This window comes from Streptomyces sp. NPDC001348 (assembly GCF_053597535.1).
In genome coordinates this window covers 49,264-71,286 of the sequence record NZ_JBSFIK010000046.1, presented here as the reverse complement: position 1 = coordinate 71,286, position 22,023 = coordinate 49,264, and the positions used below count along the sequence as shown (strand labels likewise).

Annotated in this window: 18 protein-coding genes and 1 tRNA gene; 13 read left to right on the top strand and 6 right to left on the bottom strand. The window is 69.8% G+C overall.

Annotated elements, in window-relative coordinates:
- Positions 1–45: 45 nt before the first annotated feature.
- Complete coding sequence (aceE, locus tag ACWC21_RS34690) at positions 46–2,793, bottom strand: pyruvate dehydrogenase (acetyl-transferring), homodimeric type (RefSeq protein WP_450887781.1); 2,748 nt, start codon at positions 2,791–2,793, stop codon at positions 46–48.
- Between the two features lie 450 nt (positions 2,794–3,243).
- Here aceE and ACWC21_RS34685 point away from each other — a divergent pair, with 450 nt between their 5' ends.
- The 6 genes from ACWC21_RS34685 (at position 3,244) to ACWC21_RS34660 (ending at position 7,944) form a co-directional block, all read left to right on the top strand.
- Positions 3,244–3,681 (top strand): DUF3052 domain-containing protein, encoded by a 438-nt coding sequence (locus tag ACWC21_RS34685; protein ID WP_450887779.1) that lies wholly within the window; start codon positions 3,244–3,246, stop codon positions 3,679–3,681.
- 113 nt (positions 3,682–3,794) lie between these two features.
- Entirely contained in the window at positions 3,795–4,259 is a 465-nt protein-coding gene (locus tag ACWC21_RS34680; RefSeq protein ID WP_388787773.1) for a peroxiredoxin, read from the top strand.
- Positions 4,260–4,404: 145 nt separating this feature from the next.
- Entirely contained in the window at positions 4,405–4,980 is a 576-nt protein-coding gene (locus ACWC21_RS34675) for a calcium homeostasis/redox stress adaptation protein (protein ID WP_116151371.1), read from the top strand.
- 299 nt (positions 4,981–5,279) lie between these two features.
- A complete protein-coding gene (locus ACWC21_RS34670) occupies positions 5,280–5,855 on the top strand; it encodes a TerD family protein (RefSeq protein WP_450887778.1) in 576 nt (191 codons plus the stop codon).
- Between the two features lie 120 nt (positions 5,856–5,975).
- Entirely contained in the window at positions 5,976–7,115 is a 1,140-nt protein-coding gene (locus tag ACWC21_RS34665) for a DUF475 domain-containing protein (RefSeq protein WP_450887776.1), read from the top strand.
- A 91-nt stretch (positions 7,116–7,206) separates the two neighbouring features.
- Positions 7,207–7,944, top strand: coding sequence for a TerD family protein (locus ACWC21_RS34660; RefSeq protein WP_450887774.1), 738 nt, complete (start codon positions 7,207–7,209; stop codon positions 7,942–7,944).
- Between the two features lie 16 nt (positions 7,945–7,960).
- Here ACWC21_RS34660 and ACWC21_RS34655 read toward each other — a convergent pair whose 3' ends face one another.
- Positions 7,961–8,749 carry a TerD family protein gene (locus tag ACWC21_RS34655; RefSeq protein ID WP_450887772.1) on the bottom strand — a complete coding sequence of 263 codons (789 nt, stop codon included), beginning with the start codon at positions 8,747–8,749 and terminating at the stop codon, positions 7,961–7,963.
- Positions 8,750–8,934: 185 nt separating this feature from the next.
- On the opposite strand from ACWC21_RS34655, the gene ACWC21_RS34650 reads away from it, so the two are divergent.
- The 3 genes from ACWC21_RS34650 to ACWC21_RS34640 are packed head-to-tail and all read left to right on the top strand — an operon-like array spanning position 8,935 to position 13,512.
- A complete protein-coding gene (locus ACWC21_RS34650; RefSeq protein ID WP_450887770.1) occupies positions 8,935–10,101 on the top strand; it encodes an HpcH/HpaI aldolase/citrate lyase family protein in 1,167 nt (388 codons plus the stop codon).
- 13 nt (positions 10,102–10,114) lie between these two features.
- Complete coding sequence (locus ACWC21_RS34645; RefSeq protein ID WP_450887768.1) at positions 10,115–12,700, top strand: phosphoribosyltransferase; 2,586 nt, start codon at positions 10,115–10,117, stop codon at positions 12,698–12,700.
- Positions 12,700–13,512, top strand: a complete 813-nt coding sequence (locus tag ACWC21_RS34640) for an HAD family hydrolase (protein ID WP_450887766.1) — start codon at positions 12,700–12,702, stop codon at positions 13,510–13,512. The genes ACWC21_RS34645 and ACWC21_RS34640 overlap by 1 nt, the downstream gene beginning before the upstream one ends.
- A 33-nt stretch (positions 13,513–13,545) precedes the next feature.
- On the opposite strand, the gene ACWC21_RS34635 is transcribed toward ACWC21_RS34640, so the two are convergent.
- Positions 13,546–13,767 carry an FmdB family zinc ribbon protein gene (locus tag ACWC21_RS34635; protein WP_450887765.1) on the bottom strand — a complete coding sequence of 74 codons (222 nt, stop codon included), beginning with the start codon at positions 13,765–13,767 and terminating at the stop codon, positions 13,546–13,548.
- Between the two features lie 244 nt (positions 13,768–14,011).
- Here ACWC21_RS34635 and ACWC21_RS34630 point away from each other — a divergent pair, with 244 nt between their 5' ends.
- The 3 genes from ACWC21_RS34630 to ACWC21_RS34620 all read left to right on the top strand — a co-directional run bounded on the left by ACWC21_RS34630 (position 14,012) and on the right by ACWC21_RS34620 (position 19,060).
- Positions 14,012–16,357 (top strand): transglycosylase domain-containing protein, encoded by a 2,346-nt coding sequence (locus ACWC21_RS34630; protein ID WP_450887763.1) that lies wholly within the window; start codon positions 14,012–14,014, stop codon positions 16,355–16,357.
- 117 nt (positions 16,358–16,474) lie between these two features.
- Entirely contained in the window at positions 16,475–17,773 is a 1,299-nt protein-coding gene (locus ACWC21_RS34625; RefSeq protein ID WP_450887761.1) for a hypothetical protein, read from the top strand.
- A gap of 174 nt (positions 17,774–17,947) precedes the next feature.
- Positions 17,948–19,060 carry an amidase domain-containing protein gene (locus ACWC21_RS34620; RefSeq protein ID WP_450887795.1) on the top strand — a complete coding sequence of 371 codons (1,113 nt, stop codon included), beginning with the start codon at positions 17,948–17,950 and terminating at the stop codon, positions 19,058–19,060.
- Here ACWC21_RS34620 and ACWC21_RS34615 read toward each other — a convergent pair.
- The 3 genes from ACWC21_RS34615 to ACWC21_RS34605 all read right to left on the bottom strand — a co-directional run bounded on the left by ACWC21_RS34615 (position 19,048) and on the right by ACWC21_RS34605 (position 21,819).
- Positions 19,048–19,620 (bottom strand): DUF4383 domain-containing protein, encoded by a 573-nt coding sequence (locus ACWC21_RS34615; RefSeq protein ID WP_450887759.1) that lies wholly within the window; start codon positions 19,618–19,620, stop codon positions 19,048–19,050. The genes ACWC21_RS34620 and ACWC21_RS34615 overlap by 13 nt on opposite strands.
- A gap of 76 nt (positions 19,621–19,696) precedes the next feature.
- Positions 19,697–20,965 carry a hypothetical protein gene (locus ACWC21_RS34610; protein ID WP_450887757.1) on the bottom strand — a complete coding sequence of 423 codons (1,269 nt, stop codon included), beginning with the start codon at positions 20,963–20,965 and terminating at the stop codon, positions 19,697–19,699.
- Between the two features lie 74 nt (positions 20,966–21,039).
- Positions 21,040–21,819, bottom strand: a complete 780-nt coding sequence (locus ACWC21_RS34605) for a DUF4097 family beta strand repeat-containing protein (RefSeq protein ID WP_450887755.1) — start codon at positions 21,817–21,819, stop codon at positions 21,040–21,042.
- A 127-nt stretch (positions 21,820–21,946) separates the two neighbouring features.
- Between ACWC21_RS34605 and ACWC21_RS34600 the strand changes: the two genes are divergently transcribed.
- Positions 21,947–22,018, top strand: a tRNA-Val gene (locus tag ACWC21_RS34600).
- Positions 22,019–22,023 lie beyond the last annotated feature (5 nt).

The following is a 22,023-nucleotide window of genomic DNA, read 5'->3' as shown; positions in this document are numbered from 1 at the left end:
GGAGCCCGAGGCCCGCCGCCCGTCACCTGTTCCAGCCGTCCGGCGCTACGCGTCGCCCCCGGCCGCGCCGGGGTCCGCCGCCGACACGTCGAGCAGCTGGTACCGGTCGATGGCCTGCTTCAGCACCGAACGGTCGACCTTGCCCTCCCGCGCCAGCTCGGTCAGCACGGCCACCACGATCGACTCCGCGTCGATGTGGAAGAACCGCCGGGCCGCGCCCCGGGTGTCGGCGAAGCCGAAGCCGTCCGCGCCCAGTGACTGGTACGTGCCGGGCACCCACCGCGCGATCTGGTCCGGGACCGACCGCATCCAGTCGGACACGGCCACGAACGGGCCCTCGGCCCCGCTCAGCTTCCGGGTCACGTACGGCACCCGCTGCTCCTCCTCCGGATGCAGCAGGTTGTGCTCCTCCACCGCCACGGCCTCGCGGCGCAGCTCGTTCCAGGAGGTCGCCGACCACACGTCGGCCTTGACGTTCCACTCCTCGCCGAGGATCCGCTGCGCCTCGATCGCCCACGGCACCGCCACGCCCGAGGCCATGATCTGCGCCGGGATCGAACCCGAGGTGCCCGCGGCGATCCGGTGGATGCCCTTGAGGATGCCCTCCACGTCCACGTCCGCCGGCTCGGCCGGGTGCTGGATGGGCTCGTTGTAGACGGTCAGGTAGTAGAAGACGTCCTCGCCCTGCGGGTGCTCGGGCGTCCCGCCGTACATCCGGCGCAGACCGTCCTGCACGATGTGCGCGATCTCGTACGAGTACGCGGGGTCGTAGGCGACGCACGCCGGGTTCGTCGAGGCGAGCAGCTGCGAGTGGCCGTCCGCGTGCTGCAGGCCCTCACCGGTCAGGGTCGTACGCCCGGCGGTCGCGCCCAGGACGAAACCGCGCGCGAGCTGGTCGGCCATCTGCCAGAACTGGTCGCCGGTGCGCTGGAAACCGAACATCGAGTAGAAGACGTAGACCGGGATCAGCGGCTCGCCGTGCGTGGCGTACGCCGAGCCCGCCGCGATCAGCGAGGCCGTGCAGCCCGCCTCCGAGATGCCGTCGTGCAGCATCTGGCCGGTCGGCGACTCCTTGTAGGCCAGGAGCAGCTCCCGGTCCACCGACTCGTACTGCTGGCCCAGCGGGTTGTAGATCTTCGCGCTCGGGAAGAAGGAGTCCATGCCGAACGTGCGGTACTCGTCCGGCGCGATCAGCACGAACCGCTTGCCGATCTCCTTGTCCCGCATGAGGTCCTTCAGGAGCCGGACGAAGGCCATGGTCGTCGCGATGGACTGCTGGCCCGAGCCCTTCTTCACCGTCGCGTACGTCTTGTCGTCCGGCAGCGCGAGCGGCTTGGAGCGCACGACGCGGGTCGGGACGTACCCGCCGCAGCCCTTGCGCCGGTCGTGCATGTACTGGATCTCCTCCGAGTTCCGGCCCGGGTGGTAGTACGGCGGCGCGCCGGACTCCAGCTCCTTGTCGGAGATCGGCAGGTGCAGGCGGTCGCGGAAGCGCTTGAGGTCGTCGACCGTCAGCTTCTTCATCTGGTGCGTGGCGTTGCGGCCCTCGAAGTTCGGGCCCAGCGTCCAGCCCTTGATCGTCTTGGCCAGGATGACCGTCGGCTGGCCCTTGTGCTCCTTGGCCGCCTTGAACGCCGCGTAGATCTTCCGGTGGTCGTGACCGCCGCGGCCCAGGTGCAGGATCTGGTCGTCGGTCATGTTCTCGACCATCGCGCGCAGCCGGTGGTCGTCGCCGAAGAAGTGCTCGCGGATGTAGGCGCCGGTCTCGGTGGCGTACGTCTGGAACTGGCCGTCCGGCGTGGTGTTCATCTTGTTGACCAGGATCCCGTCCCGGTCCTGGGCGAGCAGCGGGTCCCAGGTGCGGTCCCAGACCAGCTTGATCACGTTCCAGCCGGCGCCGCGGAACTGCGACTCCAGCTCCTGGATGATCTTGCCGTTGCCGCGTACCGGGCCGTCGAGCCGCTGGAGGTTGCAGTTGACCACGAAGGTCAGGTTGTCCAGGCCCTCACGGGCGGCGATGCTCAGCTGGCCGAGCGACTCCGGCTCGTCCATCTCGCCGTCGCCGAGGAACGCCCACACGTGCGACTTGGAGGTGTCCGCGATGCCGCGTGCCTCCATGTAGCGGTTCATCCGCGCCTGGAAGATCGCGCCGAGCGGGCCGAGGCCCATGGAGACCGTGGGGAACTCCCAGAAGTCCGGCATGGAGCGCGGGTGCGGGTAGCTGGAGAGGCCGTTGGGGTACTTCGACTTCTCCTGGCGGAAGCCGTCCAGCTGCTCCTCGGAGAGCCGGTCGAGGAGGTACGCGCGGGCGTAGATGCCGGGGGAGGCGTGGCCCTGGAAGAAGACCTGGTCGCCGCCGTCGCCCTCGTCCTTGCCGCGGAAGAAGTGGTTGAAGCCCACGTCGTAGAGGGAGGCGGAGGAGGCGAAGGTCGCGATGTGCCCGCCGACCCCGATGCCGGGGCGCTGGGCGCGCGAGACCATCACGGCCGCGTTCCAGCGGGTCGCGTTGAGGATCTTGCGCTCGATCTCCTCGTTGCCGGGGAAGAACGGCTCGCTCTTGGTGGGGATCGTGTTGACGTAGTCCGTGCTGCGCATCTCGGGCACGGCCACGCGCTTCTCGCGGGCCCGCTCGATCAGACGCAGCATGAGGTAGCGGGCCCGCTCCCGGCCTCGCTCGTCGACGGCGGCGTCCAGGGAGTCGAGCCACTCCTGGGTCTCTTCGGGATCGAAGTCAGGAACCTGACTCGGAAGGCCGCCAATGATGATCGGGTTGCGATCGGATCCGGAAGCCACGCTGTTCCTTACCTGTCAGAGGGCCACTTCTTGTTGCTCGTGTCTACACCGTTCCCCATCGTGTACCTCGGGAAGGCGTACGTCATCTCTACCGTGAGGTAGCCGATGCGTCCGTACGGTCCCTCTCGAGTGGCACTCGGGCAGGCCCGGCCAAAACGCAACGATACGCCCGGGGGGTGACCGGCCTTGCAAAGTTGTTCGAGGGTCGTGCGCGTGGATGATTCTGAATGATTCCATTGCTCGCAAACCGGGCACAACGGTGGGGTGTACGTCCGCCGGGCTCGCGATACGGTGCCGTGAGTTGCGGCGACACGGCCCGGATCGTCACCGTTTCGGCGGTCCGGACGGCCGGGTACTTGCGCGATCCGTCCGGCCCGTGTGGACTACGGCCAATGCTTCGCGCACGCGCGTGGCTGAGACAATCGACAAGACATGATCAGGAGGCAACCCGTGAGCGCGACCGCGGACCACGCGGAGGAGCGGACGAGCCCTGCCGTCAGGCTGGGGTTCCAGCCCGGGCAGGTGGTCCAGGAGATCGGCTACGACGACGACGTCGACCAGGAGCTCCGCGAGTCCATCGAGGCAGTCATCGAGAGCGATCTGATGGACGAGGACTACGACGACGTGGCCGATGCCGTCGTGCTGTGGTTCCGCGACGACGACGGCGACCTGACGGATGCGCTGGTCGACGCCACCACGTACATCGAGGAAGGCGGCGCCATCCTGCTGCTCACGCCGAAGACCGGCCGTTCGGGGTACGTGGAGCCGAGTGACATCTCGGAAGCCGCGACCACGGCGGGCCTGACGGCGTCGAAGAGCGTCAGCGTCGGAAAGGACTGGAGCGGCTCGCGCCTGGCGACGCCGAAGGCCGCGAAGTCCAGGAAGTAGGCCTCGTCGACGGACGGCGGCCGGGGCGGGTCGCCCCGGCCCGGCCGCCGTCCGCGGTGGGTGCTGCGTAGGGTGTTCCCACCCGAACAGCCCCACCGAAGGGATGCAGGACGATGGCGATCCAGGTCGGCGACAAGGCCCCCGACTTCGAGCTGAAGGACAACCACGGCAGGTCCGTGAAGCTGTCGGACTTCCGCGGCGAGAAGAACGTGGTGCTGCTCTTCTACCCCTTCGCCTTCACCGGTGTGTGCACCGGCGAGCTGTGCGAGGTGCGGGACAACCTGCCGCAGTTCGACGACCGCGACACCCAGGTGCTCGCCGTCTCCAACGACTCCATCCACACGCTGCGCGTCTTCGCCGAGCAGGAGGGGCTGGAGTACCCGCTGCTGAGCGACTTCTGGCCGCACGGCGAGGTCTCCCGCGCCTACGGCGTCTTCGCCGAGGACAAGGGCTGCGCCGTGCGCGGCACCTTCGTCATCGACAAGGACGGCGTGGTCCGCTGGACGGTCGTCAACGCGCTGCCGGACGCCCGTGACCTGAACGAGTACGTCAAGGCGCTCGACACCCTCCGGTCCTGAACCCTCCGTTCCTGATCCGACACCCTGCGATTCTCAGGTCGCAGGGACTGCGTGGGGCGGGAACCCGTCACTAGGATCGACTCGTTGATCCGGTATCCGACGCACGCGACGGGGCTCCCCGCCCCTGGACACCAATGGAGGACTCGTGGGAGTCAGCCTCAGCAAGGGCGGCAACGTATCGCTGACGAAGGAGGCCCCGGGCCTGACCGCCGTCATCGTCGGTCTGGGGTGGGACGTCCGCACCACGACCGGCACCGACTTCGACCTCGACGCCAGCGCGCTGCTGCTGAACAACTCGGGAAAGGTCGCCAGCGACCAGCACTTCGTCTTCTTCAACAACCTCAAGAGCCCGGACGGCTCGGTCGAGCACACCGGTGACAACATCACCGGTGAGGGTGAGGGCGACGACGAGCAGATCAAGATCAACCTGGCCGGCGTCCCGGCCGACGTCGAGAAGATCGTCTTCCCGGTGTCGATCTATGACGCCGAGAACCGCCAGCAGTCCTTCGGCCAGGTCCGCAACGCGTTCATCCGCGTGGTCAACCAAGCGGGCGAGCAGGAGATCGCCCGGTACGACCTGAGCGAGGACGCCTCCACCGAGACGGCGATGGTCTTCGGTGAGCTGTACCGGCACGGTGCGGAGTGGAAGTTCCGCGCCATCGGCCAGGGGTACGCCTCCGGCCTGCGCGGCATCGCCCAGGACTTCGGCGTCAACGTCTGAGGCACCCCGCCCGCCAGGCCCTGTCGTTTGGATCAGGCCGGCTTTGGCTCACGGCACCTTCCAGTCGGCCCGAGCGGGGTCTGGTGCGTGCAGCTGCAAGGCGGAGGAGGGAGTCGACGCGGAGCGTCGGGGACCGACGACAACGCCGCAGATGTGCGTGCCAGGCCCCGCGATGCCGGGATGATCCAAACGACAGGGCCCAGCTCCGGCGCCGCACCGTTTACGGTCGGCGCCGGACGTGCAGGACAACCGAAGAAGAAGCACCGGGCCGGGCAGGCCCCAAGGGGAGGACCAGCAACATGGGCGTCACGCTCGCCAAGGGAGGCAACGTCTCCCTTTCCAAGGCCGCACCGAACCTCACCAACGTCATGATCGGACTGGGCTGGGACGCCCGCTCCACCACCGGCGCCCCCTTCGACCTCGACGCCAGCGCGCTGCTGTGCAGCAGTGGGCGGGTGCTCGGTGACGAGTGGTTCGTCTTCTACAACCAGCTCAAGAGCCCGGACGGCTCGGTCGAGCACACCGGTGACAACCTCACCGGTGAGGGCGAGGGCGACGACGAGTCGATCCTGGTCGACCTGCCGAAGGTACCGGCCCAGTGCGACAAGATCGTCTTCCCCGTCTCCATCCACCTGGCGGACGAGCGCGGCCAGACCTTCGGCCAGGTCTCCAACGCCTTCATCCGGGTCGTCAACCAGGCCGACGGCCAGGAACTGGCCCGCTACGACCTGAGCGAGGACGCTTCCACCGAAACCGCCATGATCTTCGGCGAGCTCTACCGTTACGGCGGTGAGTGGAAGTTCCGGGCGGTGGGACAGGGGTACGCGTCCGGACTGCGGGGCATCGCCATGGACTTCGGGGTCAACGTCTCCTAGGTCTGACCGGAACGCCCCTCCTGGCCCGGCTTCAGGGCCACGCTCTAGACTTCGTGGTCAATAGTTAGTAAAGCCGAGTACGGCCCGGGGCGGACTCGTACCGACACGATGGGGTAAGCAGTGCTTCTCAAAACCTTCGGCTGGTCGTTCGCGGTCACCGCGCTCGGTCTGGTCGCGGCGATCTTCTACGGGGGGTGGGAAGCCTTCGGCATCGTGGCGATCCTCGCCATCCTGGAGATCTCGCTGTCCTTCGACAACGCGGTGGTCAACGCCGGGATCCTGAAGAAGATGAGCGCCTTCTGGCAGAAGATCTTCCTCACGGTCGGCGTCCTCATCGCGGTCTTCGGTATGCGGCTGGTCTTCCCGGTCGTGATCGTGGCGATCAGCGCCAAGATGGGGCCCGTCGAGGCCGTCGACCTCGCGCTGAACAACAAGGACCACTACCAGCAGCTCGTCACCGACGCCCACCCGGCGATCGCGGCCTTCGGCGGCATGTTCCTGCTGATGATCTTCCTCGACTTCATCTTCGAGGACCGGGACATCCAGTGGCTGCGCTGGATCGAGCGCCCCCTCGCCAAGCTCGGCAAGGTGGACATGCTGTCGGTCTGCATCGCGCTGATCGTCCTGCTGATCACCGCCTTCACCTTCGCCACCCACGCCCACCAGCACGGCGGCGCGCACGTCGACAAGGCGCAGACCGTCCTGATCGCCGGCATCGCCGGCCTGATCACCTACATGGTGGTCGGCGGTCTCTCCGGCTACTTCGAGGACAAGCTCGAGGAAGAGGAGGAGCGCGAGCACGAGGAGGAGGAAGAGGCCGCCCGCACCGGCAAGAAGCGGTCCGCGGTGGTCCTTGCCGGCCAGGCCGCGTTCTTCATGTTCCTCTACCTCGAGGTCCTCGACGCGTCCTTCTCCTTCGACGGCGTGATCGGCGCGTTCGCCATCACCAACGACATCGTGCTCATGGCGCTGGGCCTGGGCATCGGCGCGATGTACGTCCGGTCGCTCACCGTCTACCTGGTCCGCCAGGGCACCCTGGACGACTACGTCTACCTGGAGCACGGCGCCCACTACGCGATCGGCGCCCTGGCCGTGATCCTCATGGTCACCATCCAGTACGAGATCAACGAGGTCATCACCGGCCTCGTCGGCGTCGTCCTGATCGCCTGGTCCTTCTGGTCCTCCGTCCGCCGCAACCGCGCCCTGGCGGACGCGGAGGGAAAAGCGGACGAGAAGGCTGAGGTCTCGTCCGGGGTGTGACGCCGCCCCGAGTGAGGAACGCTCTGAGCGGGGCGGCCGTCCACGGCGGCCGCCCCGCTCACCTTTGTGACCCGAGGACCTGGGGGCGGGAATGGGTTTCTTCGACGGGCTGCTGGGAGCCCGTGCCGACGACTTCGACTCCGGCAGTGCCGCGAGCGGCTCCATCAAGCTCACCAAACGGCACCACCAGGTGTCCCTCACCAAACAGGGCGCGGCCACCGGCCATCTGCGCGTCAACCTGACCTGGCGGATGCGGACGTCCGACCTGGACGGCGCCCCCCGCCCGAGCCTGTTCCGCGACCCCTTCAAGGCGCTCAAACCGGCGGAGGTCCTCGGGCACGGCCAGAGCATGGTCAACGTCGACCTCGACCTCGGCTGCCTGTACGAGCTCATGGACGGCACCAAGGGCGTGGTGCAGCCCCTCGGCGGCTACCTCGGGGACGTCAACGCCCCGCCGTACGTCAAGCTCAGCGGCGACGACCGGTTCGGCTCGGCGTCGGGGGAGACGATGTACGTCAATCTCGACCACCGGGACGACATCAAGCGGCTGCTGGTCTTCGTCTACATCTACGACCAGACCCCGGCCTTCGACCGTACGCACGCGATCGTCACCCTCTACCCGAGCAACGGCCCCCGGATCGAGATCGGCCTCGACGAACGCCACCAGCAGGCCCGCTCCTGCGCGGTGGTGCTGATCGAGAACGTCAAGGGGGAACTGGTCGTCCGGCGCGAGGTGAAGTTCGTGTACGGGTTCCAGGCCGAGCTCGACCGCTTGTACGGGTGGGGGCTGCAGTGGGGGCGCGGCTACAAGACCAAGGTGGAGAAGTGACCCGCTCCGCGCCCGGTCAGCGCCCGACGAACTGCGGCCCCTGCGGGGGCAGCCGGAAGTCCGGGTCCAGGTCCGGGAGGGCCGCCGCGGGCGGGTAGCCGTACGTCGGCCTGCTCGCGGAATGCGGGTACCCGTAGGCGGGCTGGGTGGTGGCGGGCTGCGCTTGCGGATAGCCGTACGCGGGCTGGGACTGGCCCGGGGTGGTCGGCTGCTCCGGAGGCAGCGGCTGGGACGGGGAGGGGTCCTCCTCGTCCACCGCCTCCGACTCGTCCACCGAGATGCCGAAGTCGGTCGCCAGGCCCTTCAGCCCGTTGGAGTAGCCCTCGCCCAGCGCGCGGAACTTCCAGCCCTCGCCCCGCCGGTACAGCTCACCGCAGATCAGCGCCGTCTCGGCGCCGGTCTCCGGCTTGATGTCGAAGTGGGCCAGCGGCTCCCCTTCGGGGACGGCGGCGTCGTACAGCAGGATGCGCAGGGCCTGTACGTGGTCGAAGGGGACGCCGTCCGCGGAGGCGACCAGCAGAATACGGCCGACGCCGGGCTCGACACCGGCGAGATCCGTCTGGATCGTGTCGGTGAGGCCCTCGGAGACGCGCTTCTTGCCGAGCCGCCACACCTTCCCCGAGGGGTGCCGGGGCTGGTTGTAGAAGACGAAGTCCTCGTCGGAGCGCACACGACCGTCGGGGCCGAGGAGCAGCGCCGAGGCATCGACGTCCGGGACCCCCTGCCCGGGCGCCCAGCGCAGCACGGCGCGCACCGTCGTGGCTTCGAGCGGGAGGTTCGACCCCTTCAGCATCGCGTGCGTCATGCGGTCATCCTGCCCTCTCGGTCCTGGTCACGACAATGCGGGGTCGGGCTGTGGAAACGAATGCGCACGCCCGCCGTTACTTGAAATTCATGGTCCTGGGGAACTCAGGACATGGAGAAGTACGTACTATTACCGGCCACCTGTTCGCCAGATCACAGGTTCACCTTGTGCCACGGGGGAGTTCCATGCGTCATTTCGGGCACATCGCCCCTGAGGTGCGGCAGCGCCTCTTCCACCAGGAGCCCTGCGAGTTCACCGCCGACTCGCCGGCCCGGCTGCTGTCGGCGGCCCTGGGCGCCACGCTGTACAGCCCGGCCACGCGGCCGCGGCTCGCCGACGACATCGTCAAGCAGGCCCGGAACGGCGTGGTCTCGATGGTGCTGTGCCTGGAGGACTCGATCGACGACGCGGAGGTCGGGGCGGGCGAGGAGAACCTCGTACGGCAGTTCGCCGACCTGGCAGCCGGGGACGGCGCCGAGCCGCCCCTGCTCTTCATCAGGGTCCGGGCCCCCGAGCAGATCCCCGACCTGGTCCGCCGCCTCGGCCCCGCCGTCCGGCTGCTGTCCGGGTTCGTCATGCCCAAGTTCACCGAGGAACGCGGCATCCCCTTCCTGGAGGCGCTGGCCGGCGCGGAGACGGAGAGCGGACGGCGGCTGTTCGCCATGCCCGTGCTGGAGTCGCCCGAGCTGCTGTACCTGGAGTCACGGGTGGAGGCCCTGGAGGGGATCTTCCGCGCGGTCGACAAGTACCGCGACCGGGTGCTCGCCCTGCGCCTCGGCGTCACCGACTTCTGCTCCTCCTACGGGCTGCGCCGGGCCCCCGACATGACCGCGTACGACGTGCAGATCGTCGCCTCCGTGATCGCCGACGTGGTGAACATGCTCGGCCGGGCCGACGGCACCGGGTTCACGGTGACCGGGCCGGTGTGGGAGTACTTCCGGGTGCCCGAGCGGATGTTCAAGCCGATGCTGCGGCACAGCCCCTTCCTGGAGGGGCAGGCCGTGGAACTGCGCGAGCGGCTCATCGAGCACGCGATGGACGGGCTGCTGCGGGAGATCTCCCTGGACCAGGCCAACGGCCTGCTCGGCAAGACCTGCATCCACCCCTCGCATGTACTTCCCGTGCACGCGCTGTCCGTGGTCAGCCACGAGGAGTTCAGCGACGCGGCGGACATCCTGCGGCCGGACCGGGACGGCGGGGGTGTACTCAGGTCGGCGTACACGAACAAGATGAACGAGGTGAAGCCGCACCGCGCCTGGGCCGAGCGGGTCATGCTGCGCGCCGAGGTGTTCGGCGTCGCCAACGAGGACGTCGGCTTCGTGGAGCTGCTCGCCGCCGGAATCCCCGGCTGAACACAAGGGACGCATGAACAAGCCAGTGAACGACGAGGTCTGGTCCGGCGCCTGGGTCACCGAGCGGCTCGGGGTCGAGCTCAGGGGCGACGACGCGCTGACGGGCCTGGTGGGGCTCGCCCTGCGCCGCAATCCCAAGCGGGCCCACCTGCTGGTCTCCAACGTGCTGGGCAAGCACGTACCGCAGTCGCCGTCGGTGGTGTACGGCCACGGGGTCGCCCTGGGCCGCAGGGTCCGGGACCTGCTCGGCGACGAGGAGGCGCGCCGGGCGGTCGTGCTCGGTTACGCGGAGACCGCCACCGGCCTCGGCCACTCGGTCGCCGACGGGCTCGGCCTCGCCCCGTACCTGCACTCCACCCGCCGCCCGGTCCCGGGCGTCGCCCCGGCGGGCGGCTTCGAGGAGTCCCACTCGCACGCCACGTCGCACCTGCTGCTGCCCGAGGACCCGGCCCTGCTGTCCGGCGACGGCCCCCTGGTCCTGGTCGACGACGAGTTCTCCACGGGGAACACGGTGCTGAACACCGTGCGTGATCTTCATGCGCGGTATCCGCGTCGCCGGTATGTCGTGGTGGCGCTGGTCGACATGCGGTCGGCGGTTGACGCCGGGCGGCTGGAGGAGTTCGCGCGGGAGATCGGCGCCCGCGTGGACCTGGTGGCCGCCGCCTCGGGCACCGTCCTCCTGCCGGAGGGTGTGCTGGAGAAGGGCCAGGCCCTGGTGACGCGGTACGAGGCGAAGAGTGCCGCGGGGGGTGGTTCGTCGTCGGCGGCTGCGTCGTGGCCGGTCGCACCCCACGGCGGAGCCGCAGATCGACACAGTCCCGCGTCCCTGAGGGGCGATGCGGGTGCCGCCTCAGGGGCGCGGGGAACTGCGCGATCAGCCCAAGACGGCCCGCACCCGGACGACGACCGCACCCACCCCCACGTCACCCGCATAGACCTGCACTGGCCCGACGGCCTCCCCGACGGCGGTCGGCACGGCTTCACACCCCAGCACCGAATACGCCTGGAGAAGGCCCTCCCCGCCATGGCGGCCCGCCTCGTGGAGGCGCTGCCCGGCGACGCCCGTCGGGTGCTCGTGCTCGGGTTCGAGGAACTGATGTACGCCCCGTTGCGGCTGGCCGAGGCACTGGAGCGGGCGGTGGCGGGCGAGGTGCGGTACTCCACCACCACCCGCTCGCCCGTCCTCGCGGTCGACGTCCCCGGCTACGCGATACGCAGCCGAATCGTTTTCCCCGCCCATGACGACCCCGCCGACGGCCCCGGCGAGCGCTACGCGTACAACGTCGCGGGCGCCGGCTTCGACGCGGTCGTCGCCGTCGTCGACTCGGCCGCCGACACCCCCGCACTGCACGCCCCGCGGGGCCTGCTGGCCCAGCTGGCCGAGCACGCCCCGCACGTCCTGCTCGCCGTCGTACCGTCGTACGCCCCCGAAAGGCCCCCCATGCTGCCCGAGCCCCTTCGCGGCCCCGCCTTCTCCTCGTACGCGCCCGAGGAGGTCGGCTGGCTGCTGCGGGACCTCTCGGACGTGACGCTGGAGGCGCCGACCGAGGAACGCGAGGAGGCGATCCAGAGCGGCGGGGCGCACTACGCCGAGTCGCTGCCGGTGGAGTACCAGCCGAGCGAGCGGTACCAGGCACTGTTCCACGCGGCCCTCGAGGCCTCGGCCGACCGGATCGCCCAGGCGGTCGGCGTGGTCACCGAGACGGTGATCGCCGAGCGTTCCCCCCGGCCCGTCCTGGTCTCCCTGGCCCGCGCGGGCACCCCCGTCGGGGTGCTGATGCGCCGCTGGGCGCGGTTCCGGCACGGCCTGGAACTGCCGCACTACGCCGTCTCGATCGTGCGCGGCCGGGGCATCGACGCCAACGCCCTGCGCTGGCTCGCCGCCCACCACGACCCCCGGGACGTCGTCTTCGTCGACGGCTGGACCGGCAAGGGCGCCATCACCCGCGAACTGGCCGACGCGCTGGCCGCGTTCGAGGCCTCCGACCACGTCACCGGCTTCGACCCGGAGATCGCGGTGCTGGCCGACCCGGGCTCCTGCGTGCGGACGTACGGCACCCGCGAGGACTTCCTCATCCCCTCCGCCTGTCTCAACTCGACGGTCTCCGGCCTGATCTCCCGCACCGTGCTGCGCGCCGACCTGGTCGGCCCGCACGACTTCCACGGTGCGAAGTTCTACCGCGAGCTGGCCGCCGTGGACGTCTCCGTGGCCTTCCTGGACGCCGTCTCCGCCCGCTTCCAGGCCGTCGCCGACCGGGTCGACGAGGCCGTCAAGGACCTGGCGGCCGGTGACCGCACGCCCAGCTGGGAGGGCTGGAAGGCGGTCGAACGCATCAGCGAGGAGTACGGCATCCACGACGTGAACCTCGTCAAGCCCGGCGTAGGCGAGACCACCCGCGTGCTGCTGCGCCGCGTGCCGTGGAAGATCCTCGCCCGGGCCGGGGCGGGCACCGACCTGGACCACGTACGCCTGCTGGCCGAACAGCGGGGCGTGCCCGTCGAGGAGGTCGACGGGCTGCCGTACACCTGCGTGGGCCTGATCCACCCCCAGTACACGCGCGGTGCGACCGGCGCCGACGGCCGGGCGGTGAACGTCTGATGCCGGTGCTGGTGGCGAGCGACCTCGACCGGACGCTGATCTACTCCGCGGCGGCCCTGGCGCTGACCATGCCCGATGCCCGGGCACCCCGCCTGCTCTGCGTGGAGGTGCACGAGAGCAGACCGCTGTCGTACATGACGGAGACGGCGGCCGGGCTGCTCACCGAGCTCGGGGACACGGCGGTGTTCGTGCCGACGACCACCCGTACCCGCAAGCAGTACCAGCGCATCAACCTGCCGGGTCCGGCACCCGCATACGCGATCTGCGCCAACGGCGGCCATCTGCTGGTGGACGGCGTCTCGGACGGCGACTGGCACCGGCAGGTGACCGACCGGCTGGCCGGCGAGTGCGCGCCGCTCACGGAGGTGCAGGAGCATCTGCTGCGGACCGCCGACCCGGTGTGGCTGCGCAAGCACCGCGCCGCCGAGGACCTCTTCGCCTACCTGGTCGTGGAGCGTGAGCTGCTCCCCGAGGAGTGGGTGAAGGAGCTCGCCGCCTGGGCGGAGAACCGCGGCTGGACGGTCTCCCTGCAGGGCCGCAAGCTCTACGCCGTACCCAAGCCGCTCACCAAGAGCGCGGCCGTCCGGGAGGTCGCCCGCCGCACCGGCGCGGACCTCGTCCTCGGCGCGGGCGACTCGCTCCTCGACGCCGACCTCCTGCTGGCCGTGGACCGGGGCTGGCGCCCGGGCCACGGAGAACTGGCCGACACCGACTGGACGGCCCCCGGGATCACCGCACTGCCCGAGCGCGGGGTGCTGGCGGGGGAGCGGATCACCCGGGAGTTCCTCAGGGCGGCCGGGGCTTCGCGTTAGGCGCGGATCCGGTGGACGCCGAGCCCGGGTGGCTCAGCCGCAGCAGCCGCCGCCGCAGCACCCGCCACCGCCGCCGCCCGCACGGGGCGCGGGTGCCGGGGCGGTCGCCGATCCGCCGACGGCGACCGTGGAGAGCAGCTTGACCGTGTCGTCATGACCGGCGGGGCAGGTGGCCGGCGCGGCCGACTCGGCCATCGGACGGCTCAATTCGAACGTGTCTCCACAACTGCGGCAGCGGTACTCGTAGCGAGGCATACGGCTAGGCTAACCGCCGGCACCCTGACAGTCGCAGCTCAGAGTTTCATTAGTGTTGATTTCTGTCGGGCGCTTGTGCGGAGATCCTGCGAAGATCACTGCTAATTTGTGTGTGCCGCGAGGAGCCGCAGGACCGGAGCAAGACCGGGGGAAGAGGGAGGCTGTCCGTCGCGTGAGCGGCGGTCGAGTCCACCCGCTGAGTGTCACCCGCGCGCAAGATCATAGTGCGGAGGGAGACACAGGAGTGACCGAGGCAGGTCAGGGGGAGGGCGTCCCGGGGCAGGACCGCCGATCCCGGGGGCGCCGGGCCAGGCCGGGCGAACGGCCGGCGCCCGGTGGGGCGCTGCCGCCCGACGAAACCATGCAGCTGAACGTCGACGCCCTCCGCAGGAACTTCCCCGGCCAGGGCACCGGTGGCAAGGGCGCCGCGGGCGAGCGTACCCCCGACGCGGCCGCCCGCGGCGACGGCGCGCCGCCGATGCCGGACCAGACCATGGCGCTGCGTGTGCTCCGGCTCAAGGACCACCCCCGCACGCCCGGCCGGCGGGTCGACCGCCGCAAGCCGCGCGGCAAGCGCGCCCTGCCTCCGGCCGTTGCTCGTGTCACCACCACCGCCGCACGGTGCCTCGCCCCGCTCACCGCCCGAATATCCGCGTACGCCCGGAAACTGAGGCCGGTCTACCCGCGCCCCGGCCGCACCGGCTGGCGCCGCTGGATGCCCTCCTGGCGGCAGTGGGTCGGAACGTGGCTGACGGCCTTCGGCCTGACCGGCATGTTCCTGGTCACCGCCTACGCCGTCACCGACATACCGGACAACCTCAACACGTACGCCACCCAGCAGGACAACGTCTACTTCTGGTCCGACGGCACGCCCATGGCCCGCACCGGCTGGGTGCAGCGGCAGGCGATGCCCCTGAAGGACATACCCGAGGACGTCCGCTGGGCGGTGCTCGCCGCGGAGAACGAGAACTTCTACAGCGACCCCGGCATCTCCTTCAAGGGCATCAGCCGGGCCCTGTGGCGCACGGTGGGCGAAGGGGACACCGAGGGCGGCTCCACCATCACCCAGCAGTACGTGAAGAACGTCTACCTGACCCAGAACCAGACGGTCAGCCGCAAGTTCACCGAGGCGATGATCGCCCTCAAGCTCGACAACGTGATGAGCAAGGACGACATCCTCGAGGGCTACCTCAACACCAGCTGGTTCGGCCGCGGTACCTACGGCATCCAGCGCGCGGCCCAGGCGTACTACGGCAAGGACGTCAGCAAGCTCAACGCGTCCGAGGCCGCCTGCCTCGCCGGCCTGCTCAAGGGCGCCGGCCTGTACGACCCCACGCTCAGCAAGGCCAACCACGAGCGCGCCGTGGAGCGCTGGTCCTGGATCCTCGACCGGATGGTCAAGATCGGCAAGCTGTCGCCGCGGGAACGGGCGACGTACACGAAGTTCCCCGACCCGCTGAAGAGCAACCCGCTGTACGACACCGGTGAGCAGAGCGACTACCTGGTGGAGCTCGCGTCCCAGTACGCCAAGAAGGCCGCGCACATCACGGACAAGCAGTTCGACCTCGGCGGCTACCAGATCTACACGACCTTCGACCGCAAGCGGGAGAACGCGCTGACCAAGGCCGTCGCCCAGGCCCGCAGGCAGGCGAAGAAGGACCACCCCGAAGAGGCGAAGACCGCGCACTACGGAGCCGCCTCGGTCTCCGCCGACGGCCGGATACTCGCCGTCTACGGCGGCCCCGACCACCGCACCCAGGGCTACAACGAGTCCAACGCGACCACCGTCCAGGCCGGTTCGGCGTTCCAGCCGTTCGTCTACGCCGCCGGCCTGGAGCACGGCGTCGTCAAGGAACGCAACGGGATCCCCAGCCCGATCTCGCCCGAGACGGTCTACGACGGCGACGACGGCCACATCGTCACCACACCCGAGGGCCCCTACTGGGACCGCAGCGGCAAGCGGGTCACGGCCCACAACGACGGCGGCAAGTCCTACGGCGACATCACCCTGGACAAGGCGCTCGCCCAGTCGGTGAACGCACCGTTCATGCAACTCGGCATGGACACCGGCCTGGAGAAGGTGAGACAGACCGCCGAGGCGTCCGGGCTGCTCCCCTCCAGCATCGGCCCGCAGGTGCCCGCCCTGTCCATGGGCAACTCCACGCCCAGCGCCATCCGGATGGCCGGCGGATACGCCACGTTCGCCGCCTCCGGCAAGCACACCGAGCCGTACTCCGTACGCCGGATCACCCGCAACGGCGCCGAGGTCGCCGTGGCCACCCCGCGCGCGCACCGCGCGGTCGGCACGGAGGTGGCCGAGGACGTCAGCCGGGCGCTCAGGGAGTCCTTCCTCATCGCGCACCCGAACGGTGCGCCCGCCACGGTCCAGGTCTCCGGGAAGGCCGGCACCACCGAGAACGACACCGCCTCCTGGTACGCGGGCACCGCCTCCTCCGTGTCCACCGCGGTCGTCGTCTACCGCATCGACCTCGCCAAGTCCCTCGAGCCGCTGCCGCTCAAGGGGCTCGCCGGCACCGCGACCGACAGCGTCCCCTACACCGTCTGGTCGGGCGCCATGGGATTCGGCTGACCGCGCCGGCCGCCTCCCGCAACACACCGCCCCGCAACACACCGCCCCGTAACCCGCCGCCCCCCCGCCGGCCGCCCCCGGCGACCCGCCGTCCCCGCCTCGCAGAATGAGCCCCGCATGACCCGCACGAAGCCGTCGACCGGCCACCGCCGCAAAGCCCGCCCACGCCGCCGCTCCTCACGGGCCACCCGCCCCCAGGTCATCACCCTCGCCGCCCTCCTCGTCGTGGCGTCCGTGGTCGCGGGCTTCCTGGTCCTGACCCGGCCGGACGACACCACGCCCACCGCCGCCACCGGCCCGAGCAAGAGCGGCAAGGCCGCCCGCAAGCGCACCCCGGAGCCCAAGTGGGACGGCAAGACCAAGATCCTCGGAGACGGCTCCACCTCCTACACCGGCCCGCAGAAAGGCCAGTTGAAGCCGGTTCCGCTCAAGCCCGGTGAGCGGCCGCCCCAGTTCGTCGTCTTCTCCTGGGACGGCGCACTGGAGGGCAGCGACCACCTCTTCTCCCACTACCGGGAGCTCGCCAAGGAGTACAACGCCCACATGACCTTCTTCCTCACGGGCATCTACCTGCTGCCCAAGAGCAAGAAGGACCTCTACCAGGGCCCGATGCACAAGCCGGGTGACGCCGCGATCGACTACGCCACCGACGAGCACATACGCACCACGCTGGAGCAGCTCCGGCAGGCGTACGACCAGGGCAACGAGATCGGCACCCATTTCAACGGCCACTTCTGCGGGGCCAAGGGCGGTGGCGACTGGAGCGTCCGGCAGTGGAAGAGCGAGATCGACCAGTTCTACTCCTTCGTGGAGAAGTGGAAGACCAACACCGGCTTCAAGGACATCCCCGCGCTGCCCTTCGACTTCCGGAAGGAGGTCACCGGCGGTCGCGCGCCCTGTCTGGAGGGCCAGCCCAACCTGCTGAAGGCCATGAAGAGCTACGGCTGGCGCTATGACGCAAGTTCCCCCGGCAACTTCCAGATATGGCCGACCAAGAAGGACGGCGTATGGGACTTCCCGCTCCAGATGCTTCCGTACTCGGCCAACAACCAGGGCCTTTCGATGGACTTCAACTTCCTCTACAACCAGTCCAAGGGCGAGGTCCACGGCGACCCGGCGCAGTACTCCAAGTGGGAGCAGCAGACCGTCGACTCGTACATGAACGGCTTCAACCGCGTCTACTACGGCAGCCGCGCACCGCTGTTCGTCGGCAACCACTTCGAGGACTGGAACGGCGGCATCTATATGAAGTCCGTCGACCAGGTCATCAAGAACGTCTGCACCAAAAAGGGCGTCAAATGCGTCTCGTTCAAGGAACTGGCCGACTGGATGGATGTACAGAAGCCCTCGACCCTTGCCAACCTGCGCGCCCTGGATCCGGCGCAGAACCCGGACTGGGCGACAGTCGTCAAGTGAGGCCTGTAACCGCTTGATTCCACTTGTGCATCCCCCTTCACAACCGGCTCACACGCCGTGCGAAGATGCCATCTCCCGGTAGGAGTACCGGTGTAGAGGGGAACTTCATTGAAATCCAGAAAACTGAGCCGTAAGCGGAGCCGCGCCGCCATAGTGACGGCCGCGGCCGCCTCGGTGGTCGCCGGAGTGGCCCTGGTGCCCAACTGGAGCGCCGGCGCGGCGGTCGTCGACGATCCGACCGTGGACGCGGCGACCAAGGCGACCTTCCAGCGGCTGGCCGACGCGGTCTTCACCGACCGCACGGAAGCCCTGGTGAGCGGTGCCGGCACGAAGCGGGCCACGTCCCGCTTCACCGGCGGCGTGAAGATGTCCGCCACGCAGAACCGCGAGGAGAGCTCCGCGCTCACCGAGCTGCGCGGCCGCAAGACCCGTCTGTCGAAGCTCGGCGAGAAGTACAGCGACGGCAGCACCCGGGTCACGCTGGACGCGACGCGGGTGACCGGCCGGACCGCCAAGGCCGATGTCACCGAGACCACGACGCTGACCTACGCGAAGGTCAAGGGCACCGAGCCGAAGACCACCGGCTTCCAGGCCCACCACGAGCTGACCTTCAAGGCCGACCGGCGCGGCAACTGGCAGCTCACGGACGTCAAGGACACCGACAGCGGCTACATCGCCGTGAACCAGGTGGCCCAGCAGCCGGTCGCCGTGAAGGCCAGCCCCGCCCCCGCGGACGCGGGCCCGCCCGAGGCGGCCCGCTCGGCCACCACGTGGCCCGCGCCGGCCAACGCCAAGAACATGACCGCCAAGGGCTACGACTACAAGGCCATGGTGGCGTACGCGACGAAGTACTGGAACAACTACAACAAGGACTACCCGGACTTCAACGGCGCGGGCGCCGGCGGCGACTGCACCAACTTCGTCAGCCAGTCCCTGAAGGCGGGCGGCTGGAAGCACGTGCCCGGCGACGGCACGGACTTCCACAAGTGGTTCGGCAACTCCGAGATCCAGTCCGACTCGTTCGTCGGCGTCAACGAGTTCTCCTGGTTCGCCCTGTCCTCCGGCCGGGTCACCAGCCTCGCCAACGTCTACCAGGCGGACATCGGTGACGTCCTCCAGATGGACTTCAACAAGGACGGCGAGAAGGACCACTCCATGATCGTCACCTACCGCAGCCCGAAGGGCGTGCCGTACGTGACGTACCACTCCACCAACACCTACAACCGGTCGGTGGCGAGCCTCGTCGCCTCCTACCCGAACGCGGCGTTCTACGCCTACCGCACCTGATCCTGCGGTCCCTCCCGGTCCCGCTGCTCCAGCGTCAGCCGCTCCTCCTGCGGCGACGGTTCGGGGTGGCGGGCCCGCCAGTAGGGGTTGTCGTGCGGCAGGGACGTACCGACCCTGCCGTACATACCGAAGACCATCAGCAGCAGCCCGACCACGAAGCTGAACAACACGTTCTGGATCCTGAAGTCCAGGAAGTTGTAGTCGGTGTCCAGCAGGCCGAGGTTCAGGAAGCCGTTCAGGATGAACAGCACGCCGAGGACCATGTTCAGCGTCGACGCGAAGTTCCCGCCGACCACCATGCCGACGAAGAGCAGCAGCCCCACGACGATCGACAGGACGCTCAGCGTGCCGTTGGTGTTCAGCCCGATGACGGTGTTCCCGCCGGTGTCGAAGAAGCCGATGTGGTGGACGACGCCGAAGATGCCGAAGACCAGCAGGAAGAGGCCCATCAGACCGGCGCCGATCCGGTAGACGGTGTTCAGCCGGTGGTCGACCGGCAGGTGCTCGTCGAAACTGATCCGCCGGCGGCTCCCCGGGCGCACTGTGTGGGGCGAGGCCATCTCCGCCTCCCTGTGGTGCGGGCGCAGAACGTAGGTATCTCCCAATATCCGCCCGCCCGGCCCACGCGGCAACGGCTCAGTGGCCGCCCCCGCGCTCCTCGCGGATCTGGCCGACCACCCGTGCCACCGTCTGCCGGACCGCCTCGGTCTCGGTCAGGAAGTACCAGTAGTCGGGGTGGCGGCCCTCCAGGGTGGCGATCGCCCGGTCCAGGCGGTCCACGGCGTCGTCCAGCGGCCGGGCGTGCCGGGGGTCGGGCGTCGTGCGGCCCGTCATGGCCAGCCGCTGGGCGTCCCGGATCGCGAACCGGGTCCGCTCGATCTCCGCCTGCGGGTCCTTCTGCACGGCGTTCAGCCGGGCCAGCCGGTCACCGGCGGCCGACACGGCCTCGTCGGTGGCGTTCAGCAGCGCCCGCACCGTCGACAGCAGCGAGGTGGCGTCCGGCCAGCGCTGGGCGTCCCGGGCGGCCTGCGCCTCGGACAGCTTCCGCTCCGCCTGCCGCACGTTCTCGGCGGCCTGCCCTGGCACGTGCTGCAGATCCTGCCAGCAGGCCGCGGCGAAGCGGCGCCGCAGCTCACTCAGCACCGGTTCCACCTGCCCCGCCCGGGTCGTCAGGGCCTGCGCACGGGTCCGCAGACTCACCAGCCGGTGGTCGATCTCGGCGGCCCGCTCCGGCAGTCGTGCGGCCTCCGCGCGGATCGCCTCCGCCTCCCGCCGCACCCGCTCGGCCCGCTCCAGTGTCTGCGGCAGGCCGTGCTGCCCGGCGCCCTGGTTGAGCTTGGTCAGCTCCGGCGAGAGGGCGGCGAGCCGGGCAGCGAGATCGTCGGCCCCGAGTCCGGACTCCCGTACGGCGTCGAGGGCGTCGGACGCGGCCAGCAGCGCCTGCCGGGCCCGCTCCACCGCGGGCGCCAGCCGGGCCAGTTGCGTCTCGGCCTTGCCGAGCAGCGGCCCCAGCGAGTCGCCGAAGCGGTCCAGCTCCTGCTTGACCCGCACCAGCTCGTCCTTGGCGGCGCTCAGCTCGGCACGGGCCCGGCCGGCCGCGGACGCCTCCAGGTCGTCACGGTCGAGATCGTGGGCGTCGACCGCCTGGATGTACCGCCGGCTGACCTCGTCGATACGCCGTCCGAGCGCCTCGAAGTCCGCGACCGCGCGACGGGCCGCGGGGGAGTCGTCCACGGCGCTGATCGTCTCTATCGAGATCCGCAGGTCACGCTGGGCGGTGTCGAGCTCGTAGAACGCGGCGGCTGCGTCGTCCTTGGCGGCCTGCGCCTCCGCCCGCCGGTCCTCGGCCCGGCCGCCGAACCAGCCACGCACCGGACCAGCAGTCCTTCGGGGTGTCGCCGCCACATCCCTCTCCCGTGCCGTGGTTCGCCCTGCGGGGTGCCATTCTCCCACCCCTTGAGGACGAACACACGGGCCGGTCAGTTCGCTGTTCGCACCGTGATCTTCCCGTCCGCGGTGCGGGCGGAGACCACGTGGGGACTGGAGCCGCTCCGGGGCACGCTGACGTGGTCCCCGCCGTCGGCGGTCCTCGTCGTCACCCGGTACACGGCCCGGGGCAGCCCGATGGTGACCGACCCGTCCTCGGTGCGGGACTCCACCAGGTCCGGTACGGCACCGAGCACGAGGTCCACCGAGCCGTCCCGGGAGGTCACGCGGACCCGCGGCGAGGAGACGTCGGCGTGCGCGGAGCCGTCGTCGGTGCGTACCTCGAGGGGGCCGGTGGAGTCGGTGACGTGCACGGAACCGTCGTGCGTACGGATCCCGAGGGCGTCCCGGAACCCGTGCGCCCGGACGCCGCCGTCGCCGTCCTCCACCTCGACCGCGATCCCGCGCGGCAACTCGATGCGGTGCCTCGCGGCGCAGTCGGCGATGAACCCGGAGCACTTCATCCGCAGCACCAGCCGGTCGTCCTTCATCGACCAGCTGGCCTTCGGGTCCGATCCCACCACGGTCGAGCCCTCGAACCACCGGGTGACCTCGACCGTGCCCGCCCTGTTCGAGCCGGCGGCGACGATCTCCAGCGCGGAGTCGTCGGAGTCGACGACGAGGGTGTGCCCGTGCAGGGTGAAGGAGCGGTGGTCGGGATGCTTGTCGTCGCCCGCCGAGGCCCCGCAGGCGGAGAGCGCGGCGGTGAGCAGGACGAGACCGCCGAGGGCGGCCGTACGGCGGAGGGAAGAGGTGCGGGCGGCTGAGGTCATGGACCGACCCTGGGAACCGGCGGCCCGCGAACCCATCCGGAGCGCTCCCGTATCCCAGGCAGGGGTAACCCCCCGGAACGGGTTTGCGAGAGAGGGCTCCCGGCAATGTAGGCTGTCGACTCGTCGCGGGTGCGTAGCTCAGGGGTAGAGCGCCTGCCTTACAAGCAGGATGTCGGCGGTTCGAAACCGTCCGCGCCCACCGTG

Bases quoted from the DNA above. Each gene is read 5' to 3' on its own strand.
- ACWC21_RS34680 (WP_388787773.1), top strand. From the start codon at position 3,795: ATGGCGATCCAGGTCGGCGACAAGGCCCCCGACTTCGAGCTGAAGGAC.
- ACWC21_RS34605 (WP_450887755.1), bottom strand. From the start codon at position 21,819: ATGACCTCAGCCGCCCGCACCTCTTCCCTCCGCCGTACGGCCGCCCTC.
- ACWC21_RS34635 (WP_450887765.1), bottom strand. From the start codon at position 13,767: ATGCCTCGCTACGAGTACCGCTGCCGCAGTTGTGGAGACACGTTCGAA.
- ACWC21_RS34645 (WP_450887768.1), top strand. From the start codon at position 10,115: ATGAACAAGCCAGTGAACGACGAGGTCTGGTCCGGCGCCTGGGTCACC.
- ACWC21_RS34615 (WP_450887759.1), bottom strand. From the start codon at position 19,620: ATGGCCTCGCCCCACACAGTGCGCCCGGGGAGCCGCCGGCGGATCAGT.
- ACWC21_RS34640 (WP_450887766.1), top strand. From the start codon at position 12,700: ATGCCGGTGCTGGTGGCGAGCGACCTCGACCGGACGCTGATCTACTCC.
- ACWC21_RS34625 (WP_450887761.1), top strand. From the start codon at position 16,475: ATGACCCGCACGAAGCCGTCGACCGGCCACCGCCGCAAAGCCCGCCCA.
- ACWC21_RS34660 (WP_450887774.1), top strand. From the start codon at position 7,207: ATGGGTTTCTTCGACGGGCTGCTGGGAGCCCGTGCCGACGACTTCGAC.
- ACWC21_RS34655 (WP_450887772.1), bottom strand. From the start codon at position 8,749: ATGACGCACGCGATGCTGAAGGGGTCGAACCTCCCGCTCGAAGCCACG.
- ACWC21_RS34670 (WP_450887778.1), top strand. From the start codon at position 5,280: ATGGGCGTCACGCTCGCCAAGGGAGGCAACGTCTCCCTTTCCAAGGCC.
- ACWC21_RS34650 (WP_450887770.1), top strand. From the start codon at position 8,935: ATGCGTCATTTCGGGCACATCGCCCCTGAGGTGCGGCAGCGCCTCTTC.